The organism is Sporosarcina sp. GW1-11 (assembly GCF_033088395.1).
Classification (GTDB): Bacteria; Bacillota; Bacilli; order Bacillales_A; family Planococcaceae; genus Sporosarcina.
Map to the genome: position 1 here is coordinate 1 of NZ_JAPMIW010000037.1, position 11,842 is coordinate 11,842.

General features: G+C 41.1%; 14 protein-coding genes. 13 read left to right on the forward strand and 1 reads right to left on the reverse strand.

Annotation, left to right across the window (positions count from 1 at the left end; genetic code table 11):
* From ORD22_RS14845 to ORD22_RS14875, 7 genes are all read left to right on the forward strand, one after another.
* A partial coding sequence (locus tag ORD22_RS14845) for an RNA-guided endonuclease InsQ/TnpB family protein (protein ID WP_317646928.1) occupies nt 1–631 on the forward strand: 631 nt, incomplete at its 5' end.
* A 138-nt stretch (nt 632–769) separates the two neighbouring features.
* Nucleotides 770–985: a GNAT family N-acetyltransferase gene (locus ORD22_RS14850; RefSeq protein ID WP_317646940.1), complete on the forward strand. Its 216-nt coding sequence runs from the start codon at nt 770–772 to the stop codon at nt 983–985.
* A 71-nt stretch (nt 986–1,056) separates the two neighbouring features.
* Nucleotides 1,057–1,443, forward strand: a complete 387-nt coding sequence (locus tag ORD22_RS14855) for a DUF5071 domain-containing protein (protein WP_317646930.1) — start codon at nt 1,057–1,059, stop codon at nt 1,441–1,443.
* A 197-nt stretch (nt 1,444–1,640) separates the two neighbouring features.
* The gene (locus tag ORD22_RS14860) at nt 1,641–1,832 is read left to right on the forward strand and encodes a hypothetical protein (RefSeq protein WP_317646931.1); all 192 of its coding nucleotides are present in this window, start codon (nt 1,641–1,643) and stop codon (nt 1,830–1,832) included.
* Between the two features lie 328 nt (nt 1,833–2,160).
* Complete coding sequence (locus ORD22_RS14865; protein ID WP_317646932.1) at nt 2,161–2,757, forward strand: uracil-DNA glycosylase; 597 nt, start codon at nt 2,161–2,163, stop codon at nt 2,755–2,757.
* 85 nt (nt 2,758–2,842) lie between these two features.
* Nucleotides 2,843–3,172 (forward strand): winged helix-turn-helix transcriptional regulator, encoded by a 330-nt coding sequence (locus ORD22_RS14870; RefSeq protein WP_317646933.1) that lies wholly within the window; start codon nt 2,843–2,845, stop codon nt 3,170–3,172.
* A 152-nt stretch (nt 3,173–3,324) separates the two neighbouring features.
* Complete coding sequence (locus ORD22_RS14875; RefSeq protein WP_099688616.1) at nt 3,325–3,537, forward strand: alpha/beta-type small acid-soluble spore protein; 213 nt, start codon at nt 3,325–3,327, stop codon at nt 3,535–3,537.
* 90 nt (nt 3,538–3,627) lie between these two features.
* On the opposite strand, the gene ORD22_RS14880 is transcribed toward ORD22_RS14875, so the two are convergent.
* A complete protein-coding gene (locus ORD22_RS14880; RefSeq protein WP_317646941.1) occupies nt 3,628–4,263 on the reverse strand; it encodes an MOSC domain-containing protein in 636 nt (211 codons plus the stop codon).
* Nucleotides 4,264–4,515: 252 nt separating this feature from the next.
* Here ORD22_RS14880 and ORD22_RS14885 point away from each other — a divergent pair, with 252 nt between their 5' ends.
* The 6 genes from ORD22_RS14885 (at nt 4,516) to ORD22_RS14910 (ending at nt 11,448) form a co-directional block, all read left to right on the forward strand.
* The gene (locus ORD22_RS14885) at nt 4,516–5,349 is read left to right on the forward strand and encodes a squalene/phytoene synthase family protein (RefSeq protein WP_317646934.1); all 834 of its coding nucleotides are present in this window, start codon (nt 4,516–4,518) and stop codon (nt 5,347–5,349) included.
* A gap of 33 nt (nt 5,350–5,382) precedes the next feature.
* Nucleotides 5,383–7,107, forward strand: a complete 1,725-nt coding sequence (locus ORD22_RS14890; protein ID WP_317646935.1) for a LytS/YhcK type 5TM receptor domain-containing protein — start codon at nt 5,383–5,385, stop codon at nt 7,105–7,107.
* Nucleotides 7,100–7,825, forward strand: a complete 726-nt coding sequence (locus ORD22_RS14895) for a LytR/AlgR family response regulator transcription factor (RefSeq protein WP_317646936.1) — start codon at nt 7,100–7,102, stop codon at nt 7,823–7,825. The genes ORD22_RS14890 and ORD22_RS14895 overlap by 8 nt, the downstream gene beginning before the upstream one ends.
* 134 nt (nt 7,826–7,959) lie before the next feature.
* On the forward strand, nt 7,960–9,417 hold the full coding sequence (locus ORD22_RS14900) for a carbon starvation CstA family protein (RefSeq protein ID WP_317646937.1): 1,458 nt from the start codon (nt 7,960–7,962) through the stop codon (nt 9,415–9,417).
* Between the two features lie 195 nt (nt 9,418–9,612).
* Nucleotides 9,613–10,071, forward strand: coding sequence for a helix-turn-helix transcriptional regulator (locus ORD22_RS14905; RefSeq protein ID WP_317646938.1), 459 nt, complete (start codon nt 9,613–9,615; stop codon nt 10,069–10,071).
* 211 nt (nt 10,072–10,282) lie between these two features.
* Nucleotides 10,283–11,448, forward strand: a protein-coding gene (locus tag ORD22_RS14910; RefSeq protein ID WP_317646939.1) for an IS3 family transposase whose coding sequence is annotated in 2 segments (ribosomal slippage) — nt 10,283–10,559 and nt 10,559–11,448 — 1,167 coding nt in all. Because the reading frame shifts where the segments join, the coding sequence is not laid out codon by codon here.
* Nucleotides 11,449–11,842 lie beyond the last annotated feature (394 nt).

The window sequence follows — 11,842 nt, forward strand, 5'->3', positions numbered from 1 at the left end:
AGGCGCATATTATGTCTCTATCTTAACTGAATATGAAAAAGAAATCGTTCAGAAAGAAATAGAAAGTATCGTTGGATTAGATTTTGCGATGGCTGAACTTTACGTAAGTAGCGAAGATGAGAAAGCCAATTATCCTCGCTTCTATCGTCAAATGTTGGCCCGATTAGCCAAAGAACAACGCATACTGTCTAGGCGCACAAAGGGCTCTTCTCGTTGGAATAAGCAACGAATAGTAGTCGCTAAATTGCAAGAGAAAGTGGCTAATCAACGCAAGAATTTCCTGCATCATAAGTCAAAATCGTTAGCTGTTTCGTTTGATGCCGTCATCATAGAAGACTTGAATATGAAAGGAATGTCGCAAGCCCTTCGTTTCGGAAAAAGTGTCCATGATAATGGATGGGGAATGTTTACGTCATTCTTAGACTATAAACTCAAAGAACAAGGAAAGCGATTAATCAAAATAGACAAGTGGTTTCCTTCTACAAAAATGTGTTCTACCTGTGGCAATCAAAAAGAAATGCCATTGTCGGAACGGGTCTATAGTTGTTCCTGCGGTTCCGTACTCGATAGGGACTATAACTCTGCTCTAAATATCAAAAATGAAGGCCTTCGTTTGTTGGCAAATGAATAAACCATAAACACAAAACTCTTGGAACAAGAGGGCTAGCTCGGTCTGTTTTTGTTGGCTTGTAAAAGAAACGATAAGTCGAGAAGCCCCCACTTCAAACAGCCGGATAGGATGTTAAGTGGTGGGTAGTTCACTGCAGCAATTTATGATGTTGTAGTACATCAGAAATATCAAGGGCAAGGAATAGCTAAAAAGATTATGGAGTATTTACTTGATAAACTAAGAAATGTATCTTGTGTACATTTGATAGCAACAACTGGTAATGAAGAGTTTTATCGAAAGTTGGGACTGAATAAGGTGAAGACTGGAATGGCAAGATATTTAAGTTCTAGCCTAAGTGATGCATATTTAGAGTAAGAAAACTCTTACGCAATCGGGCCATTTTCTTCGGTAAGGTAATTTCCAATCATTGTAGTGTGAGGTGCGAAATGGGTAATTTCAATGAGCTACTTCCAAGAGATAAGTTTGATTTTGAAAGAATTAATGAAATTAAGTTGATGAGGAACGAAGACGTTATTCCTCTACTGCCTGATCTTCTTGAATGGATTCAGGATATGAATTGGCCCATAGCGTTCGGTGTTGTTGAAGTACTTTCAGCATATCCACAAGAAATTGTTCCCCATATAAAAAGGGTGTTTTTAACTGAAGATGCAGTTTGGAAGTACTGGTGTTTAGAACAAATAGTTAAAGACTTACCTATTCATGAAAAAAAGTTGCTGAGCGATGACTTAATAAGGATGAGCGAAACACCAACTAGAGATGAGCAACTAGAAGAAGTGGACCAGAGTGCAAGTGAAATCCTATCTTCAATGTAACTGCCCTTTTCAAAAATACCGTATAGTGCTGTTCCAAAATCGGGTGCGATTGTGGCACAAATTTTATGCCATTAATGGGCATATTGTGTTATAAGAATGAAACTCGTAATGAATTCAATCCGTCTTATATTACAAAGGTTTAAGAAAGTTTTCCATAGGAACACCTTTAATCAAAAGCTAAAAGAAAGGGTGATTTTATGGGTTTTTGGTACTTACTTTTACTTCTTATAGGCGTTGTCGTTTTTATTGTTGGGGTAATTAAAATCAAGACTGCTGGAGGGGGTAAAGCGTTTATTCCACTTGTTACAGGAGGAGTATTTATAGCTTTATCAGTTTTCTTATTAACGCCTAATAGCTCGGAAATTATTGCAAACCTTTTAAATTTGTAATAATGAATAACTTTTTAAAGCAATCGAGTGCGATTGTGGAACAAGTGATACGAAATTTATATTAGGAATTATGGTAAGTAAAAAACGCACAGGCGTAATAGTCTGTGCGTTTTTTTTTGCTTTTTCTATTGTTAATTCATGTACAAAACACATGCTAAATCGGTTGTTATTGTCGTTTTTCTCCTCATCAACGTAAGCCCGTTATGTTTCGATTTGTGCTTTCACTTTTCCGCGAGCAGCAAAATCAAGTGCTTCTTTCCTGTCGATTCGCGTGCTGGTATGTTTGCATTTGTGCAGGGAATGCTAAGTAGATAGGAGGGGGAACGTGATGAATACTAGTTGTTCAGAAAGTTGGCAGGAAGATCCGACGCCCGAAAGTCAGAAAGCGTGCCAAAAGTGTGGGTTGTATAAGCAAGGATCTAGGATGATTTGGGGAGAAGGGAATCCAAATGCGCCGATCATGATCATTTTGGATAATCCGGGTGCGCGTGAAGATCGGGAAGGGGATCCGATAGTTTGCGGAACGCGACAAACGTTACGAACGACTGTATCGAAGGTTGGATTGGATGAAGAATTGCTTTATGTGACCTATATTCTGAAAAGGCGACCGCTTCGTACATACGATAAAGAGCAAGTTCGTTCGATTTGCATTCATCATCTAGAAGCGCAATTGCAACAGCAACAACCTTCTCTCGTAGTCTGTTTAGGGAATGTAGCGGTTCAATCCTTTTTTCAAAATCCGGAAGTGGATGTCAAAGGATTACGTGGGCAGTGGCATAAGGTGAGAGGATTTCAAACTGCAGTTGCGTATCATCCGCTTGCGGTAAGGCGTCGACCGAATGTAGCGTCTATGTTTGAGGAGGATTTATTATTTGTGGCGGAGGCGTTTCGTGGGATGGAAACGTCTATAGATAAACTTCAATAAAGCGGAGGTAGTTGTAATTATTTTTCACACCCTGTCCACTTTTCACCCCGAACCTTCTATATAGAAAGAAAAAGGGGTTTTCCACATGACACACTACGTAACGAAGCACGCAAGATTCACTAACCAAACAGAACTGCACAGAGCGGTACGCGAACATATCGACATGCACTGGAGATCTATTAACAAAACGGATCGGGCCGTATTGGAACTGCTTCATAGTTGCTCCGCCACACATTTAGCAGCACATATTAGTCATCAAGAAATACAAACAAAATTAAATATGTCAAATTCAACGGTAAGACGTACTATCCGAAAGTTAGAAAAATTACAGATCATTGAGCGAATTACGTTTGTACGACCTCAGTCGAATGGCTTAGGGGCGAATATCTATGTGATTTTGCCTGTAGGTGTTTAAAAAATGGATGGCGGGACATGCTGGTTACTAAAATAAAAAAAGCGTAACGCGTCACGAGTACTAGTATTTAACGACTGCTAAAAACTTTTGAAAATTCTTTTGCATGATTTTTTGAAAATGGACCATTCTATAGTTGTCAGGAGGTGAGAGACATGCCAAACAACAACAGTGGTAACAACTCAAATCAGCTTTTAGTTCCAGGTGTACAACAAGCAATTAACCAAATGAAAGAAGAAATTGCATCTGAATTTGGCGTACAGCTTGGACCTGACTCAACATCGCGTGCCAACGGATCCGTCGGCGGAGAAATAACTAAGCGATTAGTGCGTCAGGCTCAACAACAAATGAATGGGTATACTAAGTAAGTTTTATTACACATGATGTGTACGAGTAAGATGAATCCTCAAACCGAGTTCTTCGGTTTGAGGATTTTTTCATTTTACAATCCACAATCCTTATTTTTCACCAGATAGCCTTTCGGTAGTATTAATTTCCTGACCCGCCAATCGTTTCTCAAAAGTCTTACGCCAACTTGGAGACAATTCATCTACTTCTAATAAACGACGGATACCGTCAATATTTTGTTTATCGTGATGCATTAGACGATTCGCTTCAGCAACCGTGATCGCATGCGCTTGGCGCGTTAACGGAAGTAAGGCATCTGTTGGCGAAACGAGTCCTTCTTGTAGCACCCGGAAATAGAATCCTGTATATCCTGTATGTTGTACGAGAAGTGGCATATCTATTCGTTCATAGACGAGTGCTAACTTATAACATGGCTGACGTGGCTGGCTTACTTGCACAATAGCTTCACCTAATTGAAATGAATCGCCAATACAGACGTCCTCTTCTGTCAGGCCTTGCAGCGTCAGGTTTTCACCGAAAGCACTGAACGAAAGACTTCTTTCCAATATGCTTTCCCAATAGCTATAATGCTCAAATGGATAGACGCAAACCGCTTTATGAACGCCTCCGTGATGCACTAAATCCCCTTGACCATCGCCAGTGAAGTTCACTTTAGATAAAAAAACAGGTTCATGTATTTGCTCTTTAAAAAATCCAGTCGTAACGGATTTCTTTCCAAACTCCATATTTTTTGGTGTTCCTACATTCAATGAAAGAATGTTAATCTTCTCCAACGCATTCACCTCCGAAAGTATCTACGCATGTTACTTGAATTCAAGTGTACCATTCGTATAGCAATTTGATAAACATTTAACGGGACATCGCGCGCCTATCCTATACTTGCACGTTCGTTTTCCCTTGTCAGTCGTCTTCATGCTATAATAAACACATTCTATATAATTAACTAATTGTGTGATGATTGATGGAGGGATTTCCAAGTGAAAACTGAAGCAAAACTAAAAAAAGAAGCAATGAAAGTCTTAAAAGAAACGAGTCGTACGTTCTACATCCCGATCAAACTTCTTGAACCTCATGTTAGAGAAGCCGTCGCATCCGCATACCTTTGCATGCGCGCAATCGACGAAATCGAAGACCATGAACAACTAGACGGTAGCGTAGTCATAGCCTTGTTAAATAAAGTGAGCGACATTTTAGAAAACAAAATTAAAACAGACGAACCGATCGCCGAAGCACTCGATGAATTATTCGCACCGTACCGCGATCAACTGCCAGAAGTAACATTACGTCTAGCAGACTGGGTAGATTTCTGTCCAAATACTGTCACAGATAAAGTGTTAGAATCTACTGTCATTATGGGTAGAGGAATGGCTAAGTGGGCAGAAAAAAATTGGGTAGTAAAGACGCGTGAAGATCTTGACGATTACACATACTATGTTGCTGGTTTAGTAGGCGTCATGTTAGCTGACATTTGGCGTTGGTATGATGGCACTGAAACAGACAAGGACCTTGCGATTGGTTTTGGCCGCGGTCTGCAGTCCGTCAATATTTTACGCAATTATAAAGAAGACGCAGTGCGTGACGTGAACTTCTTCCCGAATGGTTGGAAATTGCCTGAGATGTTCAGCTATGCGGAAGAGAACTTAGCTTTGGCTGATCAGTATATGGAAGATATTCAGACGAAGACGATCTTGAATTTCTGTACTATTCCGTTGGCGCTCGCTCATGGTACACTTGACGCGCTAAAAGAAGGACGCGAGAAAATGTCACGTCTTGAAGTGTTGTCGGTCGTTAACAAATCGATGAAGAAGTAATATGGCTAACATTCAATTGGATGGAGGATTGCGATGTTAGATTTGCTTATTATTATGTTCGAACGAGTCGGGATGATTGTGGCAGTCGCTTTCCTCCTGACTCGTTTTCGCTTTTTCCAAAACATGGTGCATCAAGACTTATTGGATCGCAGACAAGAACTGACGGCCATTTTATTTTTTGGTCTATTTGGTATTTTCGGGACGTATTTCGGTGTGGCACTTGATATGCAGACGTTTCATTTTGAAAATATGTCGTGGCAATTGACTACCGATGAAGCAATTGCGAATTCTCGTGTTATTGGTGTCGTTGTTGCGGGATTACTTGGTGGCTATCGACTAGGAATCGGTGCCGGGTTGATTGCGGGAATTCATCGGATGTCTTTAGGTGGATTCACAGCGATTTCTTGTGGGATTTCGACGATTATTTCGGGGATTGTGGCGGGTTACTTCTATAAGAAGGGTAAGCATACGAGCCCGCTTGCTGCATTCTTAATTGGTGCGTCGGCGGAAGCACTGCAAATGCTATTGATTTTATTCATTGCCGATCCATTTCCAAAAGCGCTCGCATTAGTTCAGACGATTGGTTTGCCGATGATTCTCGCTAATGGGTTAGGAACGGCGTTGTTCATGCTTATTGCGTATAACGTCATTGGCGATCAGGAAAAGGCAACAGCACTACAAGCGCAAAAATCATTGCGTATTGCCGATCAAACGCTTGGTTATTTACGGACCGGCATGAAGCAGGACACTGCGGCGGCTGTTTGTAAAATCTTGCTGGATGAATTGCGCCCAGGTGCGGTGGCGATGACGAATAAAACAGATATTCTAGCATTCGTCGGACCTGCGGGTAACGGCTTGCACGGACCGATTCAGACGGATATTACGAGGCAAGTCATTCAGCAAGGAGAACTCGTCGTATCGGACGCGATTGAACCCGATCCGTACAATTATTCGTTTGGTGCGGTTGTGATTGCACCACTAAAGACGCGCAATGAAACGGTCGGGACATTGAAGCTGTATTATCCATCTCGACAAGCGATTACCGATGTGACGATTGAATTAATTGCGGGGCTTGCGGAGTTACTAAGCAATCAATTGGAAATCGCTGAAGCGGACCGTGCATATCAATTAGCAAAAGAAGCGGAAATCCAAGCGTTACAGGCACAAATTAGTCCACACTTCTTATTTAATTCAATGAATATCATTATTTCATTGATTCGGACCAATCCAGATGAAGCGCGTAAACTACTATCTTCACTGTCTTACTTCTTACGTCAAAATTTAGAAGGGACGACGGCGAAAATGGTGACGTTGCAGCAAGAGCTCGCCCATGTAGAAGCGTATTTAATGATTGAAGAAGCCCGTTTCATTGATAAATTAAAGATTACTATCGAAGCGGATCCGACGATTATGCGTGAGAAAATCCCGCCACTGACACTTCAACCCATTGTAGAAAACGCGATTACACATGGCATTAAAGATTTGGCTACGAACGCGATTGTTCATATTTCGATTCAGGATCGTGGGCCGACGATTAAGATTACGGTGAAGGACAACGGGAAAGGGATTACGTCGGAGCGCTTGCCTTTAGTAGGGAATGAGCAAGTCGTTTCTGAAAAAGGGACGGGATTAGGTTTGTTCAATGTCAATCGACGCCTGATCATGTCCTTTGGTACGGGGGTAGAGATTGAAAGTGCACCGGATGAAGGGACGACTGTTTCGTTCCACATTCCGAAGTCGGAGGTATTGTATGAGTGAAATAATTCGTGCGCTCGTTGTAGATGACGAGCGCTATGCACGAGAAGAGTTGATCTATTTACTAGGGCAATTTAACGAGGTGAAGATTGTCGGAGAGGCGGATTCTGGTGAAGCGGCGATTGTTAAAGCGATTCAGCTACAACCAGATGTCGTATTTCTCGATATCGAGATGCCTAAAATCGATGGCATGGAAGTGGCAAAGTCGCTAGGTGCGCTAAAGAACGTACCATTTATCGTCTTTGCGACAGCGTATCCGCAATTCGCGGCAGAAGCGTTCCGCATTCACGCGACGGATTATCTGCTCAAACCGTATGATGAAGAGCAATTGCGTCAAACGATTGCCCGCATAGGTACGCTACTGCAACCGACCGAAACAAAACCGATACGCATCGATCGCTTGCCGGTAGAGTCAGAAGGAGAAATCCATTACGTGCCAATACAAGATATTTTGTTTGTTCATCGAGAGGAAAAATGGACGAAAATTGTATCTCTCACACGAGAGTATGAGACACGAATGACGTTAAAGGAACTAGAAAGCAAACTCACTTCGTTTTCATTCTTCCGTATTCATAAAAGTATTGTAGTAAACTTAGCCTATATCGTCCGCTTAACCCCTTGGTTTAACGGGGCGTATCAGCTTGAATTACTCAACCGTTCCGAACCGCTTCCCGTCAGTAGAAACTATGTCAAAGAACTGCGGCACCGTTTGGAAGGCTGACCGCTGCATGTTAGTAGTCTAGCAGTGCATCTTACTATACGATTCTGACATCTTGCAGGAAAAGGTCATAGCGAACGAGCCTCTCCCTTATAATGAGTGTAAGCGCAATCATGATAAGGGGGAGGAAATGAATTATGATTACTTTTTTATTCTCTATCGTTTTATTAGTCGTCGGATACTTCACGTACGGCAAGTACATTGAAAAAATGTTCGGTGTGAAAGAAGACCGTGCGACTCCGGCCTTTACAAGTGGCGACGGAGTAGATTACGTGCCGATGAGCACAAGTAAAAACTCGTTGATCCAGCTACTGAATATCGCGGGTGTTGGACCGATTTTCGGACCGATTATGGGTGCGTTATATGGTCCAGTCGCATTCATTTGGATCGTCGTCGGTGCAATCTTCGCAGGTGCGGTACATGACTATTTAACGGGTATGATTTCCATCAGAAACCGCGGAGCACATTTACCAGAACTCGCAGGAAAGTTTCTAGGGAAAGTGATGAAACATATCGTCAATGCGTTTGCCCTTCTTTTATTAGTATTAGTCGGTACGGTATTCGTTTCCGCTCCAGCTGGCCTTCTGTACAATTTAATGAACGGCTGGATGGCAATGGGTATTATTGTAGCACTTATTTTCATCTATTATATTTTGGCGACGTTGCTGCCAATCGATAAGATTATCGGACGCTTCTATCCAATCTTCGGTGCATTGCTTATTATTAGTGCACTTGGCGTTGGCAGCATGATGGTAGTTACAGGTGCACCGATTCCTGAATTGACGTTTGCGAATCTACATCCGGATAAATTACCTATTTTCCCACTATTATTCTTAACGATTTCATGTGGTGCATTATCAGGCTTCCATGCGACACAGTCACCGATCATTTCTCGGACGACACAGAAAGAAAGCCAAGGACGCAAAATCTTCTACGGCATGATGATTGCAGAAGCGATTGTTGCGATGATTTGGGCAGCTGCTGGTATGGCGTTATTCAATGGTCCAGTCGGTTTGAATGAATTATTAGCAGCAGGTGGTCCGGCATTGATCGTGAGCGAAGCATCTACTTTGATGCTAGGTGCTGTTGGTGGAACACTAGCGATTCTAGGTGTGATCATTCTACCTATCACATCAGGCGACACAGCATTCCGCAGTGCGCGGATGATTATTGCAGATTATATCAAGTATCCACAAGCGAAAGTTTTAAGTCGTTTATGGATTGCGATTCCGATGTTCGTTATTTCAATTGCGTTAACTCAAATAGACTTTAATATTTTATGGAGATACTTCTCCTGGGCGAACCAATCCACTGCCGTCATTGCGTTATTCGTAGGTGCGATGTATCTATTCATCGCAGGTAAAAATTACTGGGTAGCACTCATTCCCGGAACATTCATGCTGATGGCTACGACGACGTATATATTGAATGCCGCGATAGGATTCGGTTTACCAATGAATGTATCGTATATTGGCGCAACTGTGATCTCAATCTTCCTAGTAACATTATTCTTCTTCGCCGCAGTGAAAGCCCGTGCTGCACAGATTCCATTGGAGGAAGATATTACAGGATGGGATGCAGCTCGTACGATCTAAATAGCAATTAGACTAACCCGTTGAGCGTGTAATCGTTCAACGGGATTTTTGTCGATTCTTACTGTAGATTTATGGTAGACTATGTATTAGTATACGATTCGTTACATAATTTCTTATAAGTTACTTAAGTAAATAAAATAAACATAATACATTAAAAGTGTAATAATACAACTTTGGGGTGAAGGGGGTATGTGAGTGAATAAACAACAACTTATTGATTTAGTGCTTCCGCGCTTAAAGTTAATCCGCACGGAAATGAACTACACGCAAGATCAAATGGCGGATAGTATAGGCGTGTCGAAAAAGACGTTGGTGCAGTTAGAAAAAGGGCGCCAGGAGTTGAGTTGGACAGTTGCGGTGGCGGTCTGCGCGGTGTATCGGGAAAGTACGTTATTGCGTTCGGTTATGGGAGATGACCCGATTGAGTTAGTGGAGATGGCTGTGCATCCTGAGATTCGTTCCGGGCGTATGCTTCCGGGTGGTGCGGTTACGTGGTGGACGGATGTAGGGCAATGGCAACACTATAAGCTGCAGCAACATACAGCGGGCGGGCATTATCGCATTGTTGGTGAAGGCAATCAGCGGTTATTTAGTACAGCGGATAAAGAAAAAGCCTTGCTAGAATTTAAGAAGTATATGGATATACTAATATGATTATTTGGATATAGTATGTTGCATTTGCTTTAAACTAGCGAATTTTTCAAGATATCTTGTTCAGTTTTACTGGCATGAAAACGCAATTAAACGACAAAAAAGAGTCCTAATTCGCATATGAATTATGGGCTAACCTAAATTTTTGAGACAATATAAAACACCTTCGAAGTGGTACACTTGTAAAAAGTACTTACAACGGAGGTGTTTTTGCGTGGGCAAAAACGTATATTCAAGCGAAGTAAAATGGGCAGTTGTCAAAGATAAATTAAGTGGTGAATTAACAACTAAGGAAATTATGGAGAAGCACGGAATCAAAAATAAATCCCAGATTGAAACCTGGATGAGATGGTATCGCGCAAATGAAATTTATCGTTTTGATCAACCAATCGGTAAACAATATACTTTCGGTCACGGGCCAGAACTTTCGAGTGAAGGGGACAAGAAAGAACGACAGATATCTCATTTGAAAATGGAGAATGAGATTCTAAAAAAGTACATGGAGATCGAAAGGAGATTGAGAAAGAAATAGTTCTTCAGATTGTAGAAAAACTAAAAAAGAAGTATACGATTACAGCTATTTTATCCGTATTAGGAATACCACGAGCTAACTACTATAGGTGGCGTCTAGAAGGAACTGGTAAGTCGCTTTCAGTGGAAGAGGAAGCCATTATAGAATTGTGTAAACGCACTAAATATCGGTATGGGCATAGAAAAATCAAAGCACTTCTAAAGCAGGAATACAACATAAAATTGAATCGCAATACGGTTCAAAGCCTTATGCAAAAGCATAACTTACAGTGTCGTATCAAGCCAAAACGAAAGTGGAAATCTCAAGGCGAAAGTATCATAATTGCCCCGGATCTTCTTAAACGTAATTTCACAGCTAGTAGACCAAATCAGAAGTGGGTAACCGACATCACTTATATTCAGTATGGTAGTACGACAAAGTATCTTTCAACCATTATGGATTTATACAACAATGAAATAGTTGCTTACAAACTATACGACCACCAACAGACACCACTCGTTATTGACACGTTAAAGGAGGCACTAGCTGCAAGAAACTATCCAAAAGGAGTGATTGTACATTCGGATCAAGGAAGTGTGTACGCGTCATACGCGTACCAGGCTTGTATTAAAGATAACGACCTGATTGGCAGCATGTCACGTCGAGGAAACTGTTGGGACAATGCGGTGATTGAATCATTTCATTCAAGTCTGAAATCTGAAGAATTTCAATACGTTAAATTTAATTCGTTACGTAATGATGTTGTAGTTGAACGAGTCATAACGTATTTAAATTATTATAATGAAGAACGTATCCAAGAAAAATTAGGCTACCAGACACCCGTAAAATATGGTGTAATGGCAGCCTAATCATGGTGTTTTATATGTGTCTCATATCGCTAGGTCAGTCTATTAGGGCTCTTTTTTTGTCTATCTTTCAAATTTCTTATTCCGCCATCACACTTGATTGCGAAGTTATTTTAATTCACGAACATAAGGATGAATAGATCAATAAAATAGAACACGGTGAACACTGATGGAATGACAAATAGAAGCTTGCTTTTACGTGATAATTTTTTATTTCTAAAAACAAGAGTTAATAAAAACAATAAAATATGTAGATTATCATATTAAGTCGAACGCTAGATAAATAAAAATAGCTCAATCGGGTACACATTAGTTAACGCCAATCAACTAATAAAGGAGTGCTCCCGATGAGCTATACACACATTTTACCACGGGAACGTGTTTTAATCGAAGAATA

Bases quoted from the DNA above. Each gene is read 5' to 3' on its own strand.
- ORD22_RS14860 (WP_317646931.1), top strand. From the start codon at position 1,641: ATGGGTTTTTGGTACTTACTTTTACTTCTTATAGGCGTTGTCGTTTTT.
- ORD22_RS14890 (WP_317646935.1), top strand. From the start codon at position 5,383: ATGTTAGATTTGCTTATTATTATGTTCGAACGAGTCGGGATGATTGTG.
- ORD22_RS14895 (WP_317646936.1), top strand. From the start codon at position 7,100: ATGAGTGAAATAATTCGTGCGCTCGTTGTAGATGACGAGCGCTATGCA.
- ORD22_RS14875 (WP_099688616.1), top strand. From the start codon at position 3,325: ATGCCAAACAACAACAGTGGTAACAACTCAAATCAGCTTTTAGTTCCA.
- ORD22_RS14865 (WP_317646932.1), top strand. From the start codon at position 2,161: ATGAATACTAGTTGTTCAGAAAGTTGGCAGGAAGATCCGACGCCCGAA.
- ORD22_RS14855 (WP_317646930.1), top strand. From the start codon at position 1,057: ATGGGTAATTTCAATGAGCTACTTCCAAGAGATAAGTTTGATTTTGAA.
- ORD22_RS14900 (WP_317646937.1), top strand. From the start codon at position 7,960: ATGATTACTTTTTTATTCTCTATCGTTTTATTAGTCGTCGGATACTTC.
- ORD22_RS14870 (WP_317646933.1), top strand. From the start codon at position 2,843: ATGACACACTACGTAACGAAGCACGCAAGATTCACTAACCAAACAGAA.
- ORD22_RS14880 (WP_317646941.1), bottom strand. From the start codon at position 4,263: ATGGAGTTTGGAAAGAAATCCGTTACGACTGGATTTTTTAAAGAGCAA.